Origin of the sequence: Haloarcula marina (assembly GCF_024218775.1) — an archaeon.
GTDB lineage: Archaea > Halobacteriota > Halobacteria > Halobacteriales > Haloarculaceae > Haloarcula > Haloarcula marina.
In genome coordinates, this window is sequence record NZ_CP100404.1 from 373,680 (window position 1) to 398,075 (window position 24,396).

General features: G+C 66.6%; 26 protein-coding genes. 12 read left to right on the forward strand and 14 right to left on the reverse strand.

The window, feature by feature from the left end; translation table 11 throughout:
- Together NJQ44_RS01955 and NJQ44_RS01960 are read right to left on the reverse strand one after the other, a co-directional pair.
- On the reverse strand, window positions 1-978 hold the full coding sequence (locus NJQ44_RS01955; RefSeq protein WP_254273002.1) for a replication factor C small subunit: 978 nt from the start codon (window positions 976-978) through the stop codon (window positions 1-3).
- 95 nt (window positions 979-1,073) lie between these two features.
- Entirely contained in the window at window positions 1,074-1,679 is a 606-nt protein-coding gene (locus tag NJQ44_RS01960; RefSeq protein ID WP_348533068.1) for a GNAT family N-acetyltransferase, read from the reverse strand.
- A 127-nt stretch (window positions 1,680-1,806) separates the two neighbouring features.
- Between NJQ44_RS01960 and samp2 the strand changes: the two genes are divergently transcribed.
- From samp2 to NJQ44_RS01975, 3 genes are all read left to right on the forward strand, one after another.
- Window positions 1,807-2,007: a ubiquitin-like small modifier protein SAMP2 gene (gene samp2 / locus NJQ44_RS01965; RefSeq protein ID WP_254273003.1), complete on the forward strand. Its 201-nt coding sequence runs from the start codon at window positions 1,807-1,809 to the stop codon at window positions 2,005-2,007.
- Window positions 2,008-2,027: 20 nt separating this feature from the next.
- Entirely contained in the window at window positions 2,028-2,402 is a 375-nt protein-coding gene (locus NJQ44_RS01970; RefSeq protein WP_254273004.1) for a GNAT family N-acetyltransferase, read from the forward strand.
- 66 nt (window positions 2,403-2,468) lie between these two features.
- Window positions 2,469-3,134, forward strand: a complete 666-nt coding sequence (locus NJQ44_RS01975; RefSeq protein ID WP_254273005.1) for a helix-turn-helix domain-containing protein — start codon at window positions 2,469-2,471, stop codon at window positions 3,132-3,134.
- A gap of 41 nt (window positions 3,135-3,175) precedes the next feature.
- Here the strand turns inward: NJQ44_RS01975 and NJQ44_RS01980 are convergent, their stop codons facing one another.
- The 5 genes from NJQ44_RS01980 to larB all read right to left on the reverse strand — a co-directional run bounded on the left by NJQ44_RS01980 (window position 3,176) and on the right by larB (window position 6,419).
- Window positions 3,176-3,628, reverse strand: a complete 453-nt coding sequence (locus NJQ44_RS01980; protein WP_254273006.1) for a pyridoxamine 5'-phosphate oxidase family protein — start codon at window positions 3,626-3,628, stop codon at window positions 3,176-3,178.
- A gap of 24 nt (window positions 3,629-3,652) precedes the next feature.
- Entirely contained in the window at window positions 3,653-5,041 is a 1,389-nt protein-coding gene (locus tag NJQ44_RS01985; protein WP_254273007.1) for a phosphoglucomutase/phosphomannomutase family protein, read from the reverse strand.
- A 31-nt stretch (window positions 5,042-5,072) separates the two neighbouring features.
- On the reverse strand, window positions 5,073-5,363 hold the full coding sequence (locus NJQ44_RS01990) for a GIY-YIG nuclease family protein (RefSeq protein WP_254273008.1): 291 nt from the start codon (window positions 5,361-5,363) through the stop codon (window positions 5,073-5,075).
- Between the two features lie 27 nt (window positions 5,364-5,390).
- A complete protein-coding gene (locus NJQ44_RS19530; RefSeq protein ID WP_166967749.1) occupies window positions 5,391-5,540 on the reverse strand; it encodes a DUF7563 family protein in 150 nt (49 codons plus the stop codon).
- Between the two features lie 105 nt (window positions 5,541-5,645).
- Window positions 5,646-6,419: a nickel pincer cofactor biosynthesis protein LarB gene (gene larB, locus NJQ44_RS01995; protein WP_254273009.1), complete on the reverse strand. Its 774-nt coding sequence runs from the start codon at window positions 6,417-6,419 to the stop codon at window positions 5,646-5,648.
- Window positions 6,420-6,673: 254 nt separating this feature from the next.
- Here larB and NJQ44_RS02000 point away from each other — a divergent pair, with 254 nt between their 5' ends.
- On the forward strand, window positions 6,674-6,841 hold the full coding sequence (locus tag NJQ44_RS02000; protein ID WP_220617743.1) for a DUF1931 domain-containing protein: 168 nt from the start codon (window positions 6,674-6,676) through the stop codon (window positions 6,839-6,841).
- 57 nt (window positions 6,842-6,898) lie between these two features.
- On the opposite strand, the gene rpiA is transcribed toward NJQ44_RS02000, so the two are convergent.
- Window positions 6,899-7,585, reverse strand: a complete 687-nt coding sequence (gene rpiA, locus NJQ44_RS02005; protein ID WP_254273010.1) for a ribose-5-phosphate isomerase RpiA — start codon at window positions 7,583-7,585, stop codon at window positions 6,899-6,901.
- 59 nt (window positions 7,586-7,644) lie between these two features.
- Between rpiA and NJQ44_RS02010 the strand changes: the two genes are divergently transcribed.
- Window positions 7,645-7,818, forward strand: a complete 174-nt coding sequence (locus NJQ44_RS02010; RefSeq protein ID WP_254273011.1) for a hypothetical protein — start codon at window positions 7,645-7,647, stop codon at window positions 7,816-7,818.
- A gap of 39 nt (window positions 7,819-7,857) precedes the next feature.
- A complete protein-coding gene (gene glmM, locus NJQ44_RS02015) occupies window positions 7,858-9,177 on the forward strand; it encodes a phosphoglucosamine mutase (protein WP_254273012.1) in 1,320 nt (439 codons plus the stop codon).
- Window positions 9,178-9,235: 58 nt separating this feature from the next.
- On the opposite strand, the gene NJQ44_RS19535 is transcribed toward glmM, so the two are convergent.
- The 3 genes from NJQ44_RS19535 to NJQ44_RS02025 all read right to left on the reverse strand — a co-directional run bounded on the left by NJQ44_RS19535 (window position 9,236) and on the right by NJQ44_RS02025 (window position 10,546).
- Window positions 9,236-9,394, reverse strand: a complete 159-nt coding sequence (locus NJQ44_RS19535; RefSeq protein ID WP_431357780.1) for a DUF7563 family protein — start codon at window positions 9,392-9,394, stop codon at window positions 9,236-9,238.
- 87 nt (window positions 9,395-9,481) lie between these two features.
- Entirely contained in the window at window positions 9,482-10,060 is a 579-nt protein-coding gene (locus NJQ44_RS02020) for a DUF7090 family protein (protein ID WP_254273013.1), read from the reverse strand.
- A gap of 45 nt (window positions 10,061-10,105) precedes the next feature.
- A complete protein-coding gene (locus NJQ44_RS02025; protein WP_254273014.1) occupies window positions 10,106-10,546 on the reverse strand; it encodes a DUF2391 family protein in 441 nt (146 codons plus the stop codon).
- Window positions 10,547-10,632: 86 nt separating this feature from the next.
- Between NJQ44_RS02025 and NJQ44_RS02030 the strand changes: the two genes are divergently transcribed.
- Both NJQ44_RS02030 and NJQ44_RS02035 read left to right on the forward strand, forming a co-directional pair.
- Window positions 10,633-11,310, forward strand: coding sequence for a class I SAM-dependent methyltransferase (locus NJQ44_RS02030; RefSeq protein WP_254273015.1), 678 nt, complete (start codon window positions 10,633-10,635; stop codon window positions 11,308-11,310).
- A gap of 61 nt (window positions 11,311-11,371) precedes the next feature.
- Window positions 11,372-12,400, forward strand: coding sequence for an AI-2E family transporter (locus tag NJQ44_RS02035; RefSeq protein ID WP_254273016.1), 1,029 nt, complete (start codon window positions 11,372-11,374; stop codon window positions 12,398-12,400).
- Here NJQ44_RS02035 and NJQ44_RS02040 read toward each other — a convergent pair whose 3' ends face one another.
- On the reverse strand, window positions 12,401-13,189 hold the full coding sequence (locus NJQ44_RS02040) for a sulfurtransferase (RefSeq protein ID WP_254273017.1): 789 nt from the start codon (window positions 13,187-13,189) through the stop codon (window positions 12,401-12,403).
- Between the two features lie 266 nt (window positions 13,190-13,455).
- Between NJQ44_RS02040 and NJQ44_RS02045 the strand changes: the two genes are divergently transcribed.
- The 4 genes from NJQ44_RS02045 (at window position 13,456) to NJQ44_RS02060 (ending at window position 18,130) form a co-directional block, all read left to right on the forward strand.
- Window positions 13,456-14,310, forward strand: a complete 855-nt coding sequence (locus NJQ44_RS02045) for a sulfurtransferase (RefSeq protein ID WP_254273018.1) — start codon at window positions 13,456-13,458, stop codon at window positions 14,308-14,310.
- A gap of 231 nt (window positions 14,311-14,541) precedes the next feature.
- Complete coding sequence (locus NJQ44_RS02050) at window positions 14,542-14,826, forward strand: WNWW family protein (RefSeq protein ID WP_254273019.1); 285 nt, start codon at window positions 14,542-14,544, stop codon at window positions 14,824-14,826.
- A 513-nt stretch (window positions 14,827-15,339) separates the two neighbouring features.
- Complete coding sequence (locus tag NJQ44_RS02055; protein ID WP_254273020.1) at window positions 15,340-17,298, forward strand: PAS domain S-box protein; 1,959 nt, start codon at window positions 15,340-15,342, stop codon at window positions 17,296-17,298.
- Window positions 17,299-17,416: 118 nt separating this feature from the next.
- Entirely contained in the window at window positions 17,417-18,130 is a 714-nt protein-coding gene (locus NJQ44_RS02060; RefSeq protein ID WP_254273021.1) for a hypothetical protein, read from the forward strand.
- A gap of 37 nt (window positions 18,131-18,167) precedes the next feature.
- On the opposite strand, the gene NJQ44_RS02065 is transcribed toward NJQ44_RS02060, so the two are convergent.
- Both NJQ44_RS02065 and NJQ44_RS02070 read right to left on the reverse strand, forming a co-directional pair.
- Window positions 18,168-18,671, reverse strand: a complete 504-nt coding sequence (locus tag NJQ44_RS02065; protein WP_254273022.1) for a hypothetical protein — start codon at window positions 18,669-18,671, stop codon at window positions 18,168-18,170.
- Window positions 18,664-24,351: an NEW3 domain-containing protein gene (locus tag NJQ44_RS02070; protein ID WP_254273023.1), complete on the reverse strand. Its 5,688-nt coding sequence runs from the start codon at window positions 24,349-24,351 to the stop codon at window positions 18,664-18,666. The genes NJQ44_RS02065 and NJQ44_RS02070 overlap by 8 nt, the downstream gene beginning before the upstream one ends.
- Between the last annotated feature and the right edge of the window lie 45 nt (window positions 24,352-24,396).

The following is a 24,396-nucleotide window of genomic DNA, read 5'->3' on the forward strand; positions in this document are numbered from 1 at the left end:
CTACTTCCCCTGTGCGAGCGACGCCAGCATCGCTTCCAGTTGGACCGTCTCGTTGGCCCCTTGCGTGATGCGATAATCGGTCTCGCCGACGCGTTCGAGGATACGCACCGCGGCCTCGTCGTCGATGTCGAACTCCCAGACAGAGCGGTGGAGTTGGTCGATGACGTCGCCGCCAGCGATGCCCTCCTCGGTGAGCAGTCGGTCGAGCGTCGCGCGGGCGGCAGTGAAGTCGCCGTCCAGCGCCGACTGAACCATCTCGCGTATCTCCTCGGGACGGGCCGTGGAGGTGATGGCGTACACCGCCTGCTCGTCGACCACGTCGCCGCTGACCGACGCCGCCTGCAGGCCGTTGATGGCCTTGCGCATGTCGCCGTCGGCGGCGTAGACCAGCGCCGCCATCCCGTCGTCGGTGAGTTCGATGTCCTCCTCGGCCGCGATGTGGCGAATCTCCTGCTCGACGGCGTCGTCCGACAGCGGCGAGAACCGGAAGACGGCACACCGAGACTGGATGGGGTCGATTATCTGACTGGAGTAGTTACACGAGAGGATGAAGCGGACGTTGTTCGAGAACTGCTCCATCGTCCGACGCAGCGCCGACTGGGCGTCGCTGGTCAGCGCGTCGGCCTCGTCCAGGAAGATGATGCGGTACTCCACGCCGCCGAAACTCGTCCGCGCGAAGTTCTTGATGCGGTCCCGGACCACGTCGATACCGCGCTCGTCGGAGGCGTTCAGTTCGAGGAAGTGCTCGCGCCAGTCCTCGCCGTACAACTCGCGGGCGATAGCCGTGGCGCAGGTGGTCTTGCCCGTTCCTGCCGGGCCCGAAAACAGCATGTGCGAGAGGTCGTTGCGCCGGACGTAACTCTGCAGACGGCCCACGATGTCCTCGTGGCCCATCACGTCGTCTAAGGACTCCGGGCGGTACTTCTCTATCCACACTTCTTCGCGCCCCGCCCGCGACTCGGACTCGGCCTCACTCATGGTCGTGGGGAAGCGCGGGCTAGCCTTAAACGCCCCGCTCGCGGTGTCAGATAGGACGTTCGGTCCGCCCCCGGTTCCCGCCGAAGTCGGCGGGCCTACGCCGTCCCGACCGACGCTCGATACTGCTCGCGCGTGACGGTGTAGCGGTGGTGGTCGACGACGCGCCCGTCGGGCCGGACCGTCGAGTTCCGGACGACGCCGTCGTACTGGCCGCCGTGAGCCTCGACGTATTTCTCGACGGCGCGCCGCGACCGCTCGTTGCCGTCCTCGACCGGCACCGCGACGAGGGGTACGTCGAGGCGGTCGAAGGCCAGTTCCAGCATCGCCGCCGCTCGCTCGCCCCCGTAGCCGCGGCCCCAGAACCGCTTGCGGAGCCAAATCGCGGGCTTGGCCGTCTGTCGCTCCCAGTCGAGGACGAGGCCGCCCGCCCCCGCGATTTCGCCGGCGCCGTCCTCGCCCGATTTGGGCCGGATGACGTACTCGGCGCGGGTCCCCGCTTCCCACTTCGCTTCGAGTTCGTCGAGGTAGTCGTGGGTCTCTTTGACCGTCTCGTGTGGGTCCCACGGGAGATAGGCGGTCACGTCCTCGATACCGGGTTCGTGGCGCGAACACAGGCGGTAGTACTCGATTGCGTCGACCGTCTCGTGGGAGAGGCGACGCAATCGAAGCCGGTCGGTCTCTATCTCCTCGGGGAACAGCATGGCCGCGACTACCGAGACGGGACGGAAAACTCCCGCGGTGGTGTGTGCCGTCTTCGCACGGCAGTCGCCGTCGTTCGCGCCGCCCGTAGCCGACACACTCAAGCCGCCAATCCCGGTACGGTCACGCATGAACGTCACCGTCGAGGTGGCCGGCGAGGAGACGCACGAACTCACCGTCGGCGACGATGCCACCTACGCCGACCTCCTCGCGCCGCTCTCGCTCTCGCCACACGAGGTGTCGGTGCTGGTCGACGACCGGACGGTGCCGACGAACCAACCGGTCGAGAGCGACCACGTGCGCGTCGTTCGCCTCATCAAGGGCGGATGACGCGCCCCGCCTGAGTGACCATGTACGTCCGCGAGGCCACCGTCTCCGACCTGCCCGACGCGATGAACGTCCTCGACGGCGCGGCGCTGTCTATCGACGTCGAGACGGTGCGGGCCGGTATCGCCGACGACGGCACCCTCGTCGCCGTCTCCGAGAACGGCGAGCGCGTGCTGGGAGCGGTCGTGCTCGACGGCGAGCACATCGTCGCCGTCGCGGTCCGGCGACGACGGCGGGGACAGGGTATCGGGACGGCGCTGGTCGAGGCGGCGGCCGACCGACGCGAACGGCTGACCGCCGACTTCGACGCCGACGTGCGCCCGTTCTACGAGGGGCTGGGATTCGACATCGAGCGCGCCGACGAGGCCGGACGCTGGCGCGGTGAACGGGATTCGTAACCGAGCTATTCGACCGGCCGGTACGTCTGACCGAGGATTAAGGACGGGGCGCACGAAGCACCGACCATGCCGTCCATCGCGGACTTCACGCTTCCAGCGACCGAGTTCCCCCTCGGGCGGGTGTTCGAGGACCGGCCAGACGCGACGTTCGAACTCGACCGGGTCGTCCCCAGCGGCGACACCGTGATGCCGTACTTCTGGGTCTCGGACGCCGGGGCGGACATGGCGGCCATCACGGCGTTGCTCACCGAGTTACCGGAACTCCGGTCGGCCGAACTGCTCGTCGACACGGGGACGAAGGGGCTGTTCCGTGCCGAGTGGGAACCGGAGTTCATGGGCATCATGGCGGCCATCGCCGCCACGGGCGTCACCGTCCTCACCGCAAGCGGGTCCGCCGACGGCTGGCGCTTCGAGATTCGCGCGACTCAACTGGGCCAACTGTCGACGTTCCAGCGCCACTGCGCGGACAGCGGCGTCAACGTGACGCTCGTCCGCATCAGCCAACTCACCGAGGCGGGGTCGGACACTGCGTACGACCTCACGCCCGAACAGCGAGAGGCGCTCTTGCTCGCGTTCGAGCGTGGGTATTACGACGACAAACGCGGCGTCGACCAGACGGAACTCGCCGCCGAACTCGGCATCTCGCGACAGGCCTTTGCCTCTCGGCTCCGCCGGGGCTACCGCGCGCTCATCGGGAGTACCGTCGCCGCCGACTCGCCACCGTCCGACTAGCGGCGTCGGGTCCGAACGCGGGCGACATCGCCTGCCACGCCCTAATTCTGCCTGCCCGACAGTTCCTCGATGCGCAGCTCGTAGAGGGTCAGCTCCATCTCGTCGATGGCCTCGTCGAACACCCGGATGGGGGCGAACCGCTCGTTGATGGTGACCGCGTCGTAGGCGGGGTCGTCCTCGGGGACTGCCCGGACGGGGCCGCGCGCGAGGACGCTCCAGCCCCGCTGTTCGTCCGGGCCGCCCGTCGGGTCGGCGTCGTAGACGACGTAGGTGGCCGTCGCCGTCGTCTCGATGTAAGCGGCCTTCTCGCTGTCGGGCGTCTCGCCGAGTCGGAAGTACAGCGACCCGTCCTCGTAGTGGTGAAAGACGGGAATCGCGTACGACTCGCCGTCGTCGGCCAGCGCGAGGACGCCGTGGACCGTCTCGCGCAGGCGCGACTCGACGTCGGCTTCGGTCATGCCCTCGGTGTAGGCGAACGATACGTCGGGGTCCATACCGGACGGACGCGCGCAGGCGTGTTAAACGAGTGGGACGACCAGCTCTCGACCGGCGCGCAGGAGTTCGGTCACGCGCTGGTCGCTGTCGGCCTCGGCGTAGACCCGCAGTTTCGGCTCCGTCCCGGAGGGGCGAATCAGCACCCACGTCCCGTCGGCCAACCGGACTTTGAACCCGTCGACGGTGTTGATTCCGTCCACGTCGACGCCCGCGAGCGAGTCGGGGAGTTCGTCCTCTAGCGCGTCGAGGACGGCGGCTTTCCGGTCGTCGGGGCAGTCGACGCTGACCTTGTTCTGGTGAATCTCGCCGTGTTCGTCCAGCAGACGGTCGACGCGACTGTCAAGCGATTCCTCGTCTTCGGCGGCCGCCGCCAGCAGCGCCAGCAACACGCCGTCCTTGTTGCGGAGGTGGTCGGTGAGGCCGAACCCGCCCGACTCCTCGCCACCCATCAGGGTGTCGTGGTCGCCCATCGACTCGGCGACCCACTTGAACCCGACGGCCGTCTCGTACACCGACTGCCCGTGCGCTTCGGCCACTCGGTCGACGATGCTGGACGTGGAGACGGTCCGCACCACGTCGCCGTCGCGCGTTTCGAGCAGATAGTCGTAGACGGCCGCGAAGAAGAGGTTCGGGTCCAGATAGCCGCGCTCGGGCGTGACGACGCCGATGCGGTCGGCGTCGCCGTCGTTGACGACGCCCAGCGCCGCGTCGCCCGACTGGACGCGCTCGACCAGTTCCTCGACGTTCTCGGCGGCCGGTTCGGGTGACCCCCCGCCGAACTCGGGGTCCTGCTGGTCGCGGAGCGAGGTCACGTCCGCGCCCGCCCGCGAGAGGAGCGCGTCGGTGACGCCGCGACCGCTCCCGTGCATCGCGTCGTAGGCGACCGAGAGGCCCGAGAGGTCGGCGTCGACGTACGCGACGGCGTGGTCGGCGTAGTCGGCGACGAGGTCTGTCTCGGTGACCTCGCCCCACTCCTCCTCGGGGAGGGCGGTCGGGTCCCCGAGGTTCTCGACGATGTCGCCGGTCGTCTCGGGGAGGCCGGGCGCACCCGTGTTCGGGATGAACTTCACGCCGTTGTACTCCGGCGGGTTGTGGCTCGCGGTAATCTGGAGCGCCCCGAGCAGTCCGCGCTCTTTGACGGTCCACGCGACGACGGGCGTCGGCGTGTCTCGTTCGGGGAGCAGCACGTCGAAGCCGTTGGCACACAGCACCCGGGAGAGTTCCTCGGCGAACCCGCGGGACGTCTCGCGGGCGTCGTAGCCGACGGCGACCGTTCCCGACTCGTCCCGCTCTCGGAGCGTCGTCGCGACGGCCTGCCCGACCATGCGCACGCGCGGTGCGGTGAACTCGTCGAGTGTCGCTCGCCACCCGTCGGTCCCGAACGCTATCGCCGCGGCGTCGTCTTCGTCCATGCGCGACACGTCGCGGGGGGCGGTGAAAAAATCACCCGTCGCCGGACACGTCGGGGCTGTCGCTCCCCGCCACTAGCGACTCCTTCTGGTCTCGGGAGAGCTGTTTTATCTCGTACTCGCGGCTCATCGCCGCCGACTTCGACTCGAAGCGCTCGACGTGGACGAGTTCGACTGGCGTCCGGCCACGGGTGTATTTCGCCCCGTCGCCGGTGTCGTGTTCACGCACCCGGCGCTGTACGTCGGTCGTGTAGCCGGTGTAAAAGCTTCCGTCACTACACCGCAGCACGTAGGCGTAGTGAACAGGGCTCCGCGTGGTGGTCATCGCACGATGCGGGCGGCCCAGTGGGCCTCACACTTGGTGGGCGCGCTCTCGTGACACCTCGGCAATGCCAGCGTTTGCCGAGCAGTTCGGGCAGGCCCTGATGTGTCCGCGCTCGTCAGCGAACACACGGGCGAACTGGTCTGAGACGTGCGCGCCGCAATGGTCACATTCAGGCATCGTGTTCGTCGGCGACACCACCGCCGACGTTCATATCGAGGGGTGCCAGAGGCATATTCGTTTACCCAAATGTGTGGGTATTCTCGCCCAATTACACGTCCGGTGCTACGCATCGTCGGCCCGCGCGTCGTCGAGTCGTCTGGCGATGAGGCCCGCTTGAGTCCCCGCCGTGAACCCCGCGTCGATGTTGACCACCGTGAGGGCGGTACACGACTGGAGGAGTCCCGAGAGGGCGGCCTCGCCCTCGCCGCCGTGGCCGTACCCCGTCGAGACAGGCAGGGCGATGACCGGGGTGTCGACCAGTCCGGCGACCACCGTCGGAAGCGCGCCCTCCCGTCCGGCGGCGACGATGAGCACGTCTTGGTCTCGCAGTCGGGCAACGGCGTCGACGGTGCGTTCGAGGCTGGCGACGCCCACGTCGTCGATTCGCGTCACCGTCGCGCCGATTTCCTCGGCTATCATCGCCGCCTCGCCCGCGGGAACGGCGTCGGACGTGCCCGCGGTGACGACGCCGACGGCGGCATCGAGGTCGGGTCGCTCGAAATCGGGGGCTGTGGCGACCAGCCAGTTCGACCGGTCGGACCACCGCACCGTGGCCTCTGGTTCCTCACCGGCGAGTTCCCGGCGGACGGCCCCGGCGTCGGCGTCGTCGAGACGCGTGACGATGGCCCGGCCCGTCGTCTCGATGGCTATCGCCGCGAGGTCGGCTATCTCGTTCGGCGTCTTCCCGTCGCCCAGTACGGCCTCGGGGACGCCCGACCGGGATTCCCGGGCGGCGTCGAACCGACCCGCACCGCTGGTGGCGTACCCCGCGAGTTCCGCTTCGGCCTCGGCGGGCGTCACGTCGCCCGCCGCGAGTGCGTCGAGTAGGTCGCGCATGTCGGGCCCTCGGCGTCCCGCCTACTCCTATCCGTCGGTCTGTGACGGGCGCGCGACCGTCGCGTGCGGGCGACGACGGCCCGCGGCCCGCCGGTTTCTGTCTATCAATCGACTCGTCACCCTGATATGTGCCTCGCGAACGGGGGTTTATATAGAGTCTTTCGGCCAAAAACCTCTCAAACCCCCGTGAATACCGGCGAGAGGCATCACATTGGGGAAAGTATTTAAGCAACCCCTGCGGAAGAATGCCCTGTATGGCAGACCTAATCGTCAAAGCCGCCGTGAAGGAAGAGCTCGATGACATGAACGTGGCCTCGGACTTCTACGATGCACTCGACGCGGAAGTCGAAGAGCTGCTCGCCGACGCAGCCCGACGCGCCGAGGAGAACGACCGGAAGACGGTCCAGCCGCGCGACCTGTAAGTCGGTCACCCACACCCATTTTCTTTCTTTCGAGCGACCGGATAGCGACTGCGCCGCCTATTCCGACAGTTCGTGAACGGTGACCCCGTCCTCGGTCCCGACGTAGACGGCGTCGGCGAGGCCGACGAACAGGCCGTGTTCGACGACGCCCGGGAGCGATGCGAGGTCCGCCGCCAGCGCGCCGGGGTCGGAAATCTCGCCGAACGCGCAGTCCAGCACGAGGTTGCCGTTGTCGGTGACGACCGGCCCGTCCTTGCGCTCGGCCCGGCGGAGGTCGGGGTCGCCGCCGAAGTCCCGGACCGACTCGGCGACGGTGGTCCGGGCGGACGGGAGCACTTCGAGTGGAACCGGGTACGACAGCGTCTCGGCCTCTTTGGTCGGGTCGGCGACGACGAGGAAGCGGTCGGCGCTCGCGTCGACGATTTTCTCGCGGGCGTGGGCCGCCCCGCCGCCTTTCACGAGGTCGCCGTCGGCCACCTCGTCGGCCCCGTCGATGGCGAGGTCGACGCTCGCCTCGTCGAGGTCGACGAGCGGGATGCCCGCCTCGCGGGCGAGTTCTCGGGACTGGAAGGAGGTCGGCACGCCCGCCACGTCGAGTCCGGCGTCGACCTGGCGGCCGATGGCCCGGATGGCGTGGGCCGCGGTGCTCCCCGTTCCGAGACCGACGACCATGCCGTCCGCCACTTCCTCGGCCGCCGCCTCGCCCGCCGCGCGTTTCGCCGCGTCGGAACCGCCCTGTTTCATGTCCAGCAATGCCGCGGACGCGGACAAAACGTTTGTTGCTCGGTCCCGTTCTCTCGCCTATGGAATGTACCTACTGCGGGTGCTCGGTCGAGGACCACGACCCGTTGTACCTCTCGCCGACACCGGCCGGCGACCCGACCGCGCAGTTCTGTAACTACGGCTGTCTCTCGGCCCACATCGACGAGGCTGACCTGACGACGGGGACGACCTGCCAGTGGTCGCCGGAGTCGTAGACCCGATACGTTTTTTCCGTCTCCCGACGCCTTGCGGGTATGACACTGTTCGGGACGAGCGGTATCCGCGGCCCCGTGGGCGAGACGGTCACCGCCGACCTCGCGCTGTCGGTCGGGCGAGCGCTGGGCGTCGACAGCGACCGGGTCGTCGTCGGTCGGGACCCACGTGCGAGCGGCGAGTACCTCCAGTCGGCGCTGGTCGCTGGTCTGCGCGAGAGCGGGACCGACGTGGTCGACGTGGGCGTGGCGTCGACGCCGACGGTCGGGCGGGCGGTCGGGTGGCGCGACGCCGACGCGGGCGTCTCCGTCACCGCGAGCCACAACCCCCCGGAAGACAACGGCCTCAAACTGTGGCAACCCTCCGGACAGGCGTTCGACACCGAGCGCCGAGAGACTATCGAGGAGCGAATCGCCGCCGACGCCTTCGACCCTGCCGCGTGGGACGCCGTCGGCGCGCTGGACTCGTGGGACGCCCGCGCCCGTCACGCCGAGGCGCTCCGGGCCGAAGTCGACGGCGACTCGCTGGACCGCCACGTGATAGTGGACGTGGGCAACGGGGCCGGGGGTGTCACCGTCGGCGTCCTCCAGTCGCTCGGGTGTCGCGTCGAGACGCTGAACGCCCAACAGGACGGCGCGTTCCCGGGCCGCCCGAGCGAACCGACGCCGGAGAACTGCCAGTCGCTGGCGACGCTGGTGGCCCAGTCGGACGCCGACGTGGGCATCGCCCACGACGGGGACGCCGACCGGATGCGAGCGGTGGCGGCCGACGGCACGTATCTGACCGGCGACGCTCTCTTGGCGCTGTTCGCGCGGGACGCCGCCGACCCCGGCGAGCGAGTGGCCGTCCCCGTGGACACGAGTCTCGCCGTCGCGGACTACCTCGCGGAGATAGACGTGGACGTGGAGTACACCCCGGTCGGTGACGTGTACGTCGCGGAGGCGGCCAGCGAACCGGGCGTCGCCTTCGGCGGCGAACCCAGCGGCGCGTGGATTTGGCCCGACCGGACGCTGTGTCCCGACGGCCCGTTGGCGGCGATTCGGGCCGTCGCGCTCGACGCCGAGCGACCGCTGGCCGACAGACTCGCGGACGTGCCGACCTACCCCATCCGCCGGGACAGCGTCGAGGTTGCCGAGAAGGGCGCGGTCATGGACCGCGTTCGAGCGCAAGTCGCCGAGACGTACGACGACGTGACGACCTTAGACGGCGTCCGCGTGGACCTCGGGGACGCGTGGTTCCTCCTGCGAGCGAGCGGGACCCAGTCGCTGGTTCGGGTCACCGCCGAGGCGAGAGACGCCGACCGGGCCGACGCGGTGCTGTCGACGGCGCGAGACCTGTTGGCCGACGCGCGGTCGGCGTAGGCGCTCGCGGCGCTCGGGACCCACCGCGATTCGAGAGAGAAAGGTGTGGTTACGTCCGTTACCGTCGCCGCGTCGACCGGGCCTCCCGGACGCTGGCCCCGTCGCGAATCTTGTCTTCGCACTGCGGGCAGACCCGTGGCTTGTCGACCCCGTTTGGCGTAAAGACACGCGCGTAATCCGCCGTTACAAAATTACCACAGTTCTGGCATTCCGGCATACAGGTGTCGATGACGGGCTATACCGTCTTAATGGTTGGCACTTTGGTAATTGGTGGCATACCAAATTCGCCGTGTGCGTACCCCGCTCAGAACTCGCTGGTGACGGTGCCGTCTTCCCCGAGTTCGACGACGCCGTCGAACAGGTCCCGGAACGCCGTGACGGTGTCCTCGTCGTGGACGCCCTCCGCGAGGTGGAACATCCCGACGGCGTCGTACTGGTCTAAGAGTTCGAGGATGTCCTCGACGGCCGCGAGCGCCCGTTCCTCGTCGGCGTAGTAGATGAGTTCGGTCAGCGAGTCGAAACTCACGCGGAGCTTGCCGTCGTGTTCGCGCAGGAACGCCTCCGTCTCCTCGACGATGCCCGCCGTGTCGTCGGGTGCGGAGGCGTAGCGGACGTTCTCGGACTGCCGTCGGGTGTAGCCCCGTTCGACAGAGAGCGTGTCGAGAATCGTCGCCGAGTCCTCGTCGACTTCGTAGTACTCCAACTTCTGTTTGACCTCGCGAGCGGTCGTCCGGGTCGAGATGACCAGCATCGCGTCGGTGTCTGTCGAGAGGAAGTCCGTGTCCAGTCGGTCCGTCTCGCCGGTACTCGGGTGCAACAAGAGGATACCGGTCCCGCCCTCGACGGTGTCTGGCGTGTTGTCGATGGCCAGCGTATACTCCATATACGCGCCAAAGCGGGGCGACAGTCATTAAGTCTGCGGGTATCGTCAGAACACGCTGTCCGCCGTCGCGGCCCCGACGACGCTGAACATCGCGCCGACGGAGACGGCTTTCAGCGTCGTCACGGCGAGTTCCGTTGTCGTCGGGTCGGGGAGGATACCGCCCTCGACGAGGAACGCCTCGGGTGCGGTGAACACCATCGCGAGGACGGCCACCGACCCGAAGGAGACGGTCATCAGCGAGACGAAGCGGACGGGGACGCCGCCGACTTCGGCCTCTCGGTCGATGTCCCGGTCCACGTCGGCCTTGTACAGTGCCCCGTAGCCGATGGCGAAGACGATGGTGGCGACGAGTCCGGCGTGGTACGTCGTCATATTCGCCGCCAGCACCCACACCTCCTCGGTGACGACGAACGGGCCAGCCAGCAGGAATCCTCCCACGACCTGCTGGGCGGTGTCCGCGACTCGATAGCGGCGGCGGCGTCGCATACCTGTCTCTCGTCCGTCCTGTCGGATAACGTTCTCGCCTCGTCGCCCATCGAAGGGTGTTTGGCCGGCCCCGACGCACTGAGACCATGAGCGTCAGCGACGAGTTCGACGACTGGGCGGCCCGCGGGAAAGACCGCGGGATGGAGGACCGCCACTGGCACACGGCCAAACACGTCCTCGCGCGGATGCCCGTCGAAGCGGGCGACACCGTCCTCGACTTGGGGTGTGGCAGCGGGTACGCGGGCCGCGCCCTCAAGGAGACGAAGGACGCGGGTCGGGCCTACGGTATCGACGCCTCGCCGGCGATGGCCGAGAACGCGCGGTCGTACACCGACGACCCCGACGTGGGCTTTCTCGTCGGGGACTTCGAACGCCTCCCGTTCGAGTCCGACAGCGTCGACCACTGCTTCTCGATGGAGGCGTTCTACTACGCGAGCGACCCTCACGCCGTCCTCGGCGAGGTGGCCCGCGTCCTGCGCCCCGGCGGCACGTTCCACTGCGCCGTGAACTACTACGAGGAGAACGTGCACTCGCACGCGTGGGACGACCTCGTCGACGTGCCGATGACTCGCTGGAGCGCCGCCGAGTACCGCCGGGCCTTCCGGGAGGCGGGCCTCTCGGTCGCGGTCCAGGACAACGTCCCCGACCGCGACATCGAGATTCCGCCCGCCAGCGAGTTCCCGACCGACGACTGGGAGACCCGCGAGGCGATGGTCGAACGCTACCGGGAGTACGGCACGCTGGTCACCGTCGGCGTCGTCTGATTCGTTTCGCTGAATTGTCAGTTGTAGGAACGTTTTTCCCGTCCGATTGGAAATTCAGGCCGTGGTCACTCGACAGCGGCGGTACGTACTCGCCGGTCTGCTCGTCCTTTTGGGCAGTCTCACCACGGTCCTGCTGTTCAGCGTCTTAGCGACCGTCTTCTTCGCCATCACCGTCGCGTACGTCCTGTTCCCGCTCTCGGCGTGGTTCGTCGACCAGGGACTTCCGAAACGCGTCGCCGCGGGCCTGACGACGGTCATCGCGTTCGTCGGCGGGTCGGCTATCCTCGTCCCGCCGGTGGCGGTGCTGTACCTGCGACGACGCGACCTCTTTCGCTTCTTGCTCGAACTGCCGGAGACCATCACTATCGCGTTCGGGGAGATGCGGTACACCGTCGACATCCAGTCGACGCTGGTGGGCGCGCGGACCGTCCTCGCCGACGTGGCGGTCGGCCTCGCCAGCGAGACGCCCATCATCGCACTGAAAGTCGTCCTGTTCACCATCCTCGTCTACGCGATGCTGTGGCGGCCGAGCGCTCCGGGGCGGGTGGTGTACCGGACCATCCCACAGCAGTACCACGACGTGGTAACGCGGTTTCACGAACGCCTGCGCGGGACGCTGTACGCCATCTACGTCTTGCAGGCGGCGACGGCCTTCGGCACCTTCCTCGTCGCGTGGGCCGTCTTCGCGGTGTTGGGGTATCGGGGGGCGTTCGCGCTGGCCGTCGTCGCGGGCATCCTCCAGTTCATCCCCGTCGTCGGCCCGAGCGTCGTCGTCCTCGCCATCGCCGCCGCGGAGGTGGTCGTGGGCGACGTGGTCGGGGCGGTGCTCATCGCCGTCCTCGGCCTCGTTCTCGTCGGCTTCCTCCCCGACGCCGTCATCCGGCCCCGACTCGCCCGATACACGACCGGGATGCCCGCCAGCCTCTACTTCGTGGGCTTCACCGGCGGGGTGCTGTCGCTGGGGCTGGTCGGGTTCATCGCCGGACCGGTCCTCGTGGCCATGTTGGTCGAGGCGGCGGACCTGTTGGCCGCCGAGCGCGGGCCGGAAGAGCAAGTGCTCGTCGACGATGACGGCGGCCAGCGCGGGTGATTACTCCCCGACTCCGCCCGTCTCCAGCGGTCGGTCCTCGGCCTCCCACGCTGTCAGGCTTCCCTCGTAGAACGCGACGTTCTCGAAGCCCAGATGCCGGAGAACGACGTAGGTGTGGCTGATGCGCCGGGCGGTGTTGCAGTAGAGGACGACGCGCTTCTCGGGGACGACGCCCACCGATTCGAGGACCGAGAGGGCGTCCTCGCGCGGGAGCAGGCCGCGGGTCTCGTCGTCGACGAGTTCCCGCCAGTCCAAGAGGACCGCACCGGGGATGTGGCCCGCTGCGTACTCCTCGTCCTCGCGGGTGTCGACGACGACGGCGTCGGGGTCGTCCGTGGCCGCGGCGACAGCGTCGGCGTCGACCAGCGGCGTCGCCTCGGGCGGCGAGACGGCGTACGTCGTCGGGTCGATTTCGGGCGCTTCGCTCGTCGTCTCGCGTTCGAGTTGCCAACTGGAGAAGTCGCCGTCGAGTAAGTGGAGATTCGCGGGGTCGTGTCCCAGCAGTTCCGCCGTCACGAGAAAGCGCGCGGCGAAGACGCCGTGATGGTCGTCGTAGGCGAGGACGTCGCTGTCGGCGGTGATGCCCGCCTCGCCGAGTAGGTTGGCCCACTCGGACTCGCTCGGCAACATCCCCTCGCCGCCGGACCCGGTCCGGAACCGGTCGAACGGGACGCTCACCGCACCCGGCAGGTGGCCGAGGCCGTCGTACTCCCACCCGTCGCGCACGTCGACGAGTCGCAGGTCCGCCAGGTTGTCGGCGACCCACGACGCGGAGACGATATCTGTCATTGGCCGCCCGTTTCCGCTCCGCCCGCTTGAAGACTCGCATCACGGGCGGTCGAAGGTGGCGGCAACTGTTGCCGAATATATCTCCGCGGGACAGACGAAGGGTGACAGTGCGCTCGCCCTCCCCGTGTTGGGATAGCGGCCGTGATATTCGGTCACGTGACACAGTCGTGTAGTAGGGGCAACATATGCCGTCAGGGGGGAGGAGTGGCCGTACATGCCGCCATTCGTGGTAATATATGGGTGGTAACCCAATGGGATAACGCACAATGACTGATTACGCCAACGACGTGCTCGTCTCGGCCGACTGGGTCAGCGAGCATCTGGACGAGTTCCAGAGCGACGACGCCGCCCACCGTCTCGTAGAGGTGGACGTCGACACGGAACTGTACGACGAGAGCCACATCCCCGGTGCCATCGGCTTCAACTGGGAGACACAACTGCAGGACCAGACCACACGCGACATCCTCACGAAAGAGGACTTCGAGGACCTGCTGGGTTCGCACGGCATCAGCGAGGACTCCACCGTCGTCCTGTACGGTGACAACTCCAACTGGTTCGCCGCCTACACCTACTGGCAGTTCAAGTACTACGGTCACGACGACGTGAAACTGCTCGACGGCGGCCGCGAGTACTGGGTCGAGAACGACTACGAACTCACCGACGAAGTGCCCGAGTTCGACGCCGTCGACTACGAGGCGGCCGGACCGCGCGAGTCCCTCCGCGCCTACCGCGAGGACGTCGAGAACGCCATCGAGCGCGAACTGCCCCTCGTCGACGTTCGCTCGCCCGAGGAGTTCTCCGGCGAGATTCTCGCACCCCCGGGACTGCAGGAGACGGCCCAGCGCGGCGGCCACGTCCCCGGCGCGAAGAACATCTCGTGGGCGGCCGTGACCAACGACGACGGCACGTTCAAGACCCGCGACGAACTCGAAGCACTCTACGCCGAGGAAGGCATCGACGGTGACTCTACCGTCGTCGCCTACTGCCGCATCGGCGAGCGCTCCTCCGTCGCCTGGTTCGCGCTCCACGAACTGCTCGGCTACGACGACGCCATCAACTACGACGGGTCGTGGACCGAGTGGGGCAACCTCGTCGGCGCGCCCATCGAGAAGGGCAACTAAGCCACCGAGCGTTTCAGCGCGAGGTCGTAGTTCCCTTCTCGCAGAGAAAGGCGAGGCTGAGTACGCGTAGCGCACGAAGCCTCGAATCGAAACGGCGACCGTCGGGAGCCGTGGAGAAGGGCAACTAAGCCGCCTTCGCATCTCTGTATTCTTTCGATGCCCGCCCGGATAGCCGCGGCGCTCGGCGGTCCTCGACCGTGGATTGAATAATCTGCGTCCCCGAGTACGAGTGTGGACAGACAGGAACTCGAAGCGGCGCTGCGCGAGGCGTTCGACGGCGCGGACGAACCGGTGAGCGTCGTCGCGCGGCAAGCCCGGGACTTGGCCGAGGCGGGGCAGTTCGACGCCGACTTCGACGGCGAACTGACCGTCGACACCGTCCTCGACAACCTGCGGGACGCCCCCGAGGGCTACTCGCTCGTCGAGCGATGGAACTGGTGGTTGGGGGCGCTGGACCTCTCGCACGGGGGATACGCCCGCTTCAGCGTCCGCCCGGACGTGGACACGCACTCGTAGCGGTCGCTCCCGAGAACGTTCGAAGCGGGACCGCGATGCCAGTCAGAATACGCTGAGTCCGTGTGCCTCTCGTGCGTGTTCGAGGAGGGCCTCCGTCGTCTCGAACTGCTCACCGCAGGTGCACGTGTGGTACGTCGTCGGTGTCTGCTGGCGTGTCGCCATGACAGTTTCATCTTACTGCTAATACATAATAATTGTTTGTGTGAGAAAGCTCACCGTGGCACAAACGACACTGTAACATGGTACTAGTACGCACACCTTATCGGCCAGGCACCGTCGTCTCGATACTGTTGGCCGAGTCACACTTTTGCCCGTTGCGAACCCCTCTCGGTATGAACGCACGACTCCGCTCGCTGTTCGCATCGGTCGGCGTCGACGAGGACACCCTTCCGTCGGCGTGAGTCGGCCGCGACCCCCGGACGCAGCGACTGCTGAACTATCTAATTTCGCACGCTCTCCCCATAGAATCATACGGCTGGAGTCCTGAGTTACCGTCGATACCACGGACGGACTATGACTGAGGAGTCGCAATCCCGAGCGCAGTCCGACGCCCGGGAGCAGGTGTACGAGGCGTTCGCCGACCGAACCCGCGCGTTCGGAGACGCGGTCGAGACGGCGCTCACGGCGGGCACTCGCCGACTGAGCGTCGAGTTGGGGTTTCTGACGCGGATTCACGACGGGACACAGCACATCGAATACGCCGTCGGCGACCACGACGGTATCCGGCCCGGACAGCAGTGTCCGCTGGAGGAGGCGTACTGTCGGCGGACCGTCGCCACCGACGGCCACCTGAGCGTGCAGGACGCACAGGCGTCGGCGGCGGTCTCGGAGGCGGCCTACGACGCGTTCGGCCTCGGGTCGTACATCGGGTGTCCGGTGACCGCCGACGGCGAGGTGTACGGCACGGTCTGCTTCGCCGACGCCGACCCGCGAGCGACGCCGTTTTCCGAGGCCGAGGAACTGTTCGTCGAACTGCTCGCCGGACTGGTCGGCCAGGCCATCGAACGCCGGGAGCACGAGCGCCTGCGCGAGGAGCGGACCGCCGAACTCCGCGCGGAGAAGCGCCGCTTGGCGGGCATCGCGGAGACGAGTTTCGACGTTCTCTTTCAGGTGGGTGCGGGGGGACGGTTCACCTACGTCTCGCAGGCGGCTGAGCACGTCCTCGGGTACGACCCCGAGACGCTCGTCGGCGACGAGTTCACGACGTACCTCCGGCCGGTCGCGTCCGTCGCCGCCGTCGACGCGTACGAACGCGTCCTCGCCGGGGAGGCGGTCCAGGGACTCCAACTCACGTTCGCACACCGCGACGGGAGCGACGTGGTCGTGGAGGTGAACGCGACGCCGGTCGTCGAGGACGGCGAAGTCACCGCGATACAGGGCGTCGGCCGCGACGTGACGGACCGCCGCGACCGGGAGGCGCGACTCCGGATGCAGACCCGAGCGATGGACGAGGCGGAGATGCCGATAACCATCGCGGACGCGACGACGCCGGACAACGAGATTATCTACGCTAACCGCGCGTTCGAGACGGTCACGGGCTACACGGCGTCGCAGATTCGGGGGCGCAACTGCCGTATCCTGCAGGGGCCGGAGACCGACCCCGAGGCCGTCGCGACGCTCCGGGACGGCATCGAGAACTCCCGGTCGGTCACGACGGAACTGGTCAATTACAGACGTGACGGGACCCCCTTCTGGAGCCGCGTCACCGTCACGCCGATAGCGAACGACGACGGCGTGACCACCCACTACGTCGGCTTCCAGCAGGACGTGACCGACCGCAAGCGGACGGCCCAACTCATCGGCCTGCTGAACCGCGTCCTCCGGCACAATCTCCGGAACGAACTGACGGTCATCCACGGCTATACCGAGTTCGTCGAGGAACGGCCGGAGGATGTCGACGTGGTATCGGGTATCCGCCGCCCCGTCAAGCGGTTGGTCGCGCTGAGCGAACGCGCCCACGAACTCGAAACCTACGCCCGACGGGACCGCAAGCCCGAGCGACTGTGGCCGTGCGACATCGTCGAGACGGTCGCCGAGGCGCACCGCGAGCGATTCCCCGAGGCGACGGTTCGCGTCGACGTCGACGCAGACTGCGGCGTCTGTGTGGGCCGAGAAATCGAGCGCGCCGTCTCGGAACTGGTGACGAACGCGCTCGAACACGCCCCGTCGTCCGACACTGCGGTCGATGTTCGCGTCCGGCGGGACGGCGAGTGGGTCGAAATCGCAGTCGCGGACGACGGCCCGGGCATTCCCGAGATAGAGGCGACAGTCGTCGAGACGGGCGAGGAGACGCCCCTCCAGCACGGGACGGGACTCGGTCTGTGGCTGGTCAACTGGATCGTCACGCAGTACGGCGGGTCGTTCCAACTCGCGGGAGACGACGGGACTGTGGCGACGCTTCGCCTCCCGGCTATCGAGGACGGGCAGTCGGTCGCCGACGCCGCCCGCCGCCCCACCGTGCTGTTCCGGTGACTACGAGGTGACCGGGAAACCATTCTCCCGACGTCATGCAGTCTGGGTGTGATCGGCCCTCGTGAAACATACGACAGTCAGTCGGCACATTTTAGCCGACATGAATGCATGCCTGGATATGCGAATCGTCACGCTACTGGTCGTTCTGTTGCTCCTCTCTGGCTGCAGTCAGTTGTTCGAGCAGTCGTCGGGAGAGACGAACATACCCACTACTGACCGTCCCGATCGAACTACGACAGCGACCGACGACTCGGATCAACTGGGCCCGACCGAACCCACCCGCGAGGAGGGGGAATCGACGAGTAGCGATGCGACGCCCTCGACCGCCACGACCGACACCACGTTCTCGCCGGACAACATCGATACCGAGCGCATGCAAGTCTCCCTGTCAGAGCTTCCGGACGAGTTCTCGGTCGTTGGCGACACACTCGATCGCCGCGAGCAAGCGACCGGTGAGACCTACGTCCGGATGGAAGAACGCGGGGTCCAGTTACTGCACGAGCGGGCCTTTTCGGGCGAGGGCGATACTCGAACGGCCTACGTCTTCGCCTCGGTAGCGGTGTACGATGCGGAAGCGGATGCGGCCGGGTGGCTCCAGACACACCTCGAACAGATCGACGAGAACGGCGGCACTGTCCAGACACGCGACGTGACGCAATCGGAGACCGCCACGGCGGTCCGGTTCCAAAACGACCGTGGACTGCGGACCGTCGGCCTCTATCAGCGCCACTCCAACGTCGTGTTCTACGTTGCGGTCTCCGGCGACGAATACGACGATGAGATGGTCGAGCGACTGTTCGTCACCATGCGCAACGATTTCGACGCCGAATAGCCGTACCGACAGTGCTCAGTCGGCGCGCTGTGCTCGCTCACAGTTCCGAGAGTTCCGAAACGAGGGCAGACAGCCGTTCGAATTCGTCACAACCACGCAACTCCGGGTTTATCGATTCACAGGTCCGTATGAACTCCTCAGTCGCCCGAGCGAATTCGCGGACGATCGTGTCTCGGGGAACCGCTACCAGCTCGGAGCTGGAAATGGCGGATGCAATGTCTGACCCGCGGAAGAGCCCGATGTGGATGGCGTCGTCCTCCGGAATCAGTGCGAGTGTCACATTCGTCGCGTAGAATGTTGCTTCCTCTCTTTCACCGCTTGTGACAGCGTTCTTGAGTTTCTGTAGTATGTTTGCCAGATTGTAGTGGACATAATCGTCAACATGGTACGTATCGGTTTTTCCCGATGCTCCGCCGAGGTCTTGGCCACCGACGAGAACGCGAATGCCGGTCAGTGGATTGGGGTCGCCCGCAGATACTTGCTCCTGGAACTGGTCGCCGTACTGGATGTCGTACTCGAAAGACAGACTTCGCTCAATCAATGTTCCACCCAGTCTCTGGGCTCCAGTCTGCCGTCGGTCTTTCGGACTTGGGATACGCAGTGATCACGTCCCCGTCCGGCCCGGTAACGACTCTGATAGTCCCGATATCGTACTCGCCGGGATAGTCCTCGGGGTCGAGCGTGTACACTACCCCTGGACCATCGTCGCTGGTATCGATATCTCCGTCCCGTATCGTCCGTGCGATGAGTCGCTTGACTTCCTCGCGTGAGAGCTTTGCGTCCAATCGCTTGGTTACTCCGTCTCTAGTGATGCGCTGTCCGACCGGGAAGAAGTCGGTCGGCTTGTTGGTGCCCAACTCGCCGTCGATGTGACGGCCCTCGATGTGGGCCATACCCTTTTGCTCGGACCCCTCGGGAATCCATTTCGGTTCGCCGCCTCGTTTCGTCACCACGACAGCTTCTTGGATGTTTCCGCCGCTGTCCGCTATCTTCAGCAGGTCGTCCGCCGTCAGGTCCTGATCGACGAGCGGGTCGTCGGCCTTCGTCTCCAGTATCCCGAGCAGGCGTTGGACATCTGCCTGATCCATGTCACCGCTGTCGAGGAGTCGGTTGGTCCGCCGGATGGCGTCGCCGTCGAGTCGACCCGCGTTGTACTGTCGGACTGTGCGAGTGGCAGTCGGCCCGTCGAGGCGGTTCAGTAACGTCGCGCCCTGCTCGCCGGTGGCGGCGAGATAGCTGTTGAGGTCCCCGGAGCGTCGGAGTTCGCCGAGTTGTTCGCGCTTCTCAGGGTCGAGGTCGTCCAGCGCGTCGGGCGCGTCTCCGATATCGCTGCGCCCGTCCGTCTGTCGGCGGAACGCCCGTTGCTTCGCCGATTTCGAGAGGTCGCTGGCCTTGTTCGCGACCTTACTGAACTTCGAGGAGGTGGAGAACGCTTTGCTCGTCGCGCTCGCAGCGCCGCTGGACGCGACACTCGAGACGAGGAGGAACGATCCGTACCCGCCGTACCAGCCGTTGGCGAACGTCTCGTTCTCCACTTTCCCAGCGTCGTACGGATTGTCGGTGCGTTGGGCCTCGTTGATCTGCTGTGGAATCGCGGCCATGAGTTCCTCGATCAACCCCAGATCACGGATGATTTCCATGGCCAACGTGAACAGTTGGCTGAGATACTCGATGGGTTTGAGCAGCTGTTTGAACCCGTTTATCGTCTCCTCACCGCCGTAGATGAACCCCGAGACGACCCCCTCGTTGAGCGCGCGGCTGGTCGATTCGGTCCCGCCTTCCGTGACCTTCGAAGCCTCACATTGGTCCTCGGAGTTGTACCAGGCACACGGACCGGACGTGTAGTAGCTTCCGTCGTCGGCGACGAAATATTCCGAACCTCCACTCGAGGGGACGGTCATGTCTGCCTCCGTGACCTCGCCGTATATTTCGTCACGTACCATCGCGGTACCGTCGTCTCTGAAGGCCTCATCGACGACGCTTCGGACGTAGTTGTCGAGTCCCGTCGCCGATTCGTAGCGCGACGCCGGCACTTCGAGGTGGACGTTCGTGTATCCCTTCTCGAGGGACGTAATCGTGTTCAGAACGACCTCGTCGTTCTTCTTGACCCGGACGTAGTAGCGCCCCGGCGAGAGTCCCTCGTCGATTTCGAACCGTCCGTTCTGGTCGACGTAGGCCGATTCGTCGCCGACGAACACCTCGACGTCGGTGAGTCGCTCCCCGTCGGCGGTGACGCGCCCGCCCATCTGTGAGCGAGAAGGTAGCTCGATAGTCGCTCGCGTCGTCGCACCGCGACGAACGTCGACTCGCTTGATGTCGTCGACGCCGTATCCCTCAACCGCGTACTGGATCATCGTCGTCCAGCTATCGACTGGCCCGTCATCCGCACTGAACGTCGTCGACGGCGGCGTCAGCGGAATCGTCACGATGCCCGCGTCGTTGGTCGTGTGTGGTTTCGGTCCCGTGAGTCCGAGGCCGAGGTCCGCACCAGCGACGGGGTCGCCACTAGGAGTGACGACGGTGACCTGCACCAGCGTCGGCGCTTCCGTTACGGTCACCGATCGCTCGTCGACCACAGTCCCGTCTTCGCTGCGGAGTTCGACACCGATGGTCTGGTCACCAGCCCCTTCGTCGAGGACGACTTCGCGCGTGACGCGTCTCGTCTCCCCCGGCGGGACAGTGACTGGGCGGACTTCCAGCGTACTGGCCCCGGAGTCGTTGAAGTCGAGCGTAAACGTCGCCTCTGAAGCCGCGTCGTTTCGGATGGTGACCGGTATCGAGATTGGCTCGCCGACGGTGTACGTCGGAGGCGCGTCGACAGCACGGATCGAACCCGAGGCCCCGGTCTGTATCTCGACCGAACGATCCGAGCCCGATTCGAGTGTCACCGAACGCGTCGTCGCCACGCCGCTGGCAACGACTTCGAGGGTGACCGTCCCGGCTGGCACATCAGCGAGACGGAACTGCCCGCTTCGGTCGACGCCGGTCTCGCGTCCATCTACTGTGACTGTCGCGTCAGTGACGGGCGCGCCGCTGGCGTCGACGACCACGCCGCTAAGGGTGGCGTTCGCGGTGGCCAGCGTGCGGGTGTAGGTGACTGTCTGCCCACGCTCGGGCGATGCTTCGACCGCCAGTTCGCGCAGCCCATCGGACGGGGCCGTCAGCTCGACTGCGACCGTCCGGGTGTCAGACTCCGGGACAGCGACGGTTCGCGAGGCGGTTCGCTCGCCGAGTGCGACTCGTACCGTGACGTCCGTCGCCTGCGCTCCAGCGCTCGCGAGCGTGACCGCAACTGTCGTCGAATCGCCGGGAACGACTCGGTCCGGTGTCACGTCGACCGACTCGATGGTGACGGTGTCGGACGAAATCGTGATGTCGTCCTGTGAGCGAAGCGTCTCGATTCGGTCGACACGCCCGCTATCGGCGATGCGTTCGACCGTGAGCACGCCGTCGTAAGACCCGGAAGGCGCGTCGTCCGGAACGGTGCTGTCGACCGCTATTGTCCGCCGCTCGCCCGGACGGAGGTCCACGTCACGGACGGCCCGCTCACCGCTCTCACGCGTCTGGACGCCTTCGAGTGCGAATCGCACCCCGAGCGTCGCCGTCGCCGTGCCGGTGTTCTCGACGGTCACCGACCCCGGTATCGTCTCGCCTCGGTAGTACGTCCCAGTCGGAATCTCGTGGTCGACGACCACGACGTTGGTGGTTCCCGATACGTCGAACGCGTTGGTGAGCGTCGACTCGTCCACTCGCTCGTCCGTCGCCGCGGAGCGATAGACTGCGGTGCCCGCGTCGTATTCACCGGCCGGCGCGTCGTCGGGGAGCACCACGTCGAGCGTCACCGTCCGCTCGCTGTTTGGTGATAGCTCGACCACCCGACCTTCCCCGGCGACCCAGATGCCATCGGGGAGTCGCAGACTGGCGTCGGCGTAGAACGACGCCCCTGCGCGACCGTCGTTCGCGAGCGTCACTTCGACCGGGACTTGTTCCCCCGGGCCGAACGACTGTCCTGTAACAGTTTGTTCGACGATGGTCACGCTGGCCGTCGGTTCCTCGACGACGAACGCGTCGCGTTCTTCGCTGCCACCGAACCGCTCGTCCTTGGCGTCCGATCGGAAGACGGCTGATCCGACGGTGTAACTGCCCTCGCTGGCATCGTCGGGCACCGTGGCGTCGAGCGTGACGGTCTGCTGGGCACCGGGGCGTAATTCGACGGTCGTGCCTTCGCCGGTGACCCAATCTCCGTTGGGCCGTTGGAGGCTGGCGTCGACGTAGAACTCGTGAGTCGTGTCTCCCGTGTTCTCGACGGTCACGTCGACGGGCACCCTCTCACCTGGCGCGTACGTACCGCCAGCGTCGGTGGTAGTGATGGCGGCGTCGGTCGTCGGTTCCTCGACGACGAATGCATCGCGCTCTTCGTCACCGCCGAACTTCTCGTCCTTGTTACTCGACCGGAACACACCCGCGCCGACGGTGTACCTGCCTTCGGCAGCGTCGTCGGGTACGGTGGCGTCGAGTGTGACCGTTCTCTGGGCACCCGGTCTGAGTCCGACGGTCGTGCCTTCACCGGTGACCCAGTTGCCGTTCGGGCGCTGGAGACTGGCGTCGACGTAGAAATCGCGGGTCGTCTCACCCGTGTTCTCGACCGTTACGTCGATCGGAACGTTCTCTCCGGGCGCATAGGTACCGCCAGCGTCGGTGTGGGTGATAGCGGCGTCGGTCGTCGGTTCGTCGACGACGAACGCGTCGGCGACGCCGTACCCGTCGTATCGGTCGGTCTTGCGACTGGTGCGGTAGATAGCGCTTCCCGCACCGTAGGTCCCCTCGTCCGCGTCATCGGGCAGTCGGACCTCGAGAGCGACCGCCTCTCGCTCGCCCGGGGAGAGTCGCGGCGTTGCCGCCTCGCCGGTGACCCAGTCGCCGTTCGGCCGCTGGAGGCTGGCGTCGACGTAGAACTCGTGGGTCGTGTCACCGGTGTTCTCGACTGTGACTTCCATCGGCACGGTCTCGCCCGGTCGGAACGTGCCACCGTCGACGGTCTGACCGACGATGGCTGCCGCGGTGGTCGGTTCGTCGACCGTGACCGCGTCACGCTCGGACCCGTAGTCGTACCGTTCGTCCTTCGCGCTGCTGTGGAAGACGCCAGATCCGACGGTGTAGCTCCCCTCGTCGGCGCCGTCGGGTACGGTGGCGTCGAGCGTGACGGTCTGCTGGGCACCCGGTCGGAGCCCGACGGTCGTCCCCTCGCCGGTGACCCAGTCGCCGTTCGGCCGCTGGAGACTGGCGTCGACGTAGAACTCGTGGGTCGTGTCACCGGTGTTCTCGACTGTCACGTCGATGGGCACCCTCTCACCGGGTGTGTATGTACCGCTGGCGGTAGTCGCCGTGACGGCGGCGTCGGTCGTCGGCTCGTCGACGACGAACGCGTCGCGCTCTTGGCTACCACCGAACCGCTCGTCCTTCGCGCTGCTGTAGAAAACGGCGGACCCGACGGTGTAGCTCCCCTCGTCGGCGTCGTCGGGCACCGTGGCGTCGAGGGTGACGGTCTGCTGGGCACCGGGGCGTAATTCGACAGTCGTGCCTTCGCCGGTGACCCAATCGCCGTTCGGCCGCTGGAGGCTGGCGTCGACGTAGAACTCGTGGGTCGTATCACCCGTGTTCTCGACGGTCACGTCGATTGGAACGTCTTCGCCGGGCGCGTACGTGCCCGCAGCGTCCGTGCTGGTGACGGCGTCGATCGTCGGTTCTTCGACACTGAACTGCTGGAGCCACCCCGACGTGTCGAACATCTCGGCGTCGTTACCCGTCCAGACGTCGACCGTCAGTTCGTAGTCGCCTTCCGGCGCATCGCTGGGAATCTCGGCTGTGTAGTCGAGCCTTACCCGCTCCCCGACGGCGATATCGTACGCCTTGTCGCCGCTGGGATACGTCTTACTCCCGTCGGGCCGCCGGATACCCAGATAGGTACTGATGCTCCCTTGCTTCGAGCCACGATTCTCCACGACGGCGTGGACGTTCACCGACTGACCCGGCGCGACGGTTCCCTGTTCGGTCCAGACGTCGACGAGACAGTACCTGTGCCCGTTGATTTCTCGACACGAATCGGCGACGCTCGAACCGGCGACGCTGACGGGAGCCGTCACGGTGGCCAGAACGACCAACACCGCCATGAAAACGGAGACCACCCACCCTCGCGAACGGTCCTCCCCCTCGGCTATCATATCCAAATCGTTAGCAGCCGAGTACTTAATTGACACGAATATCCA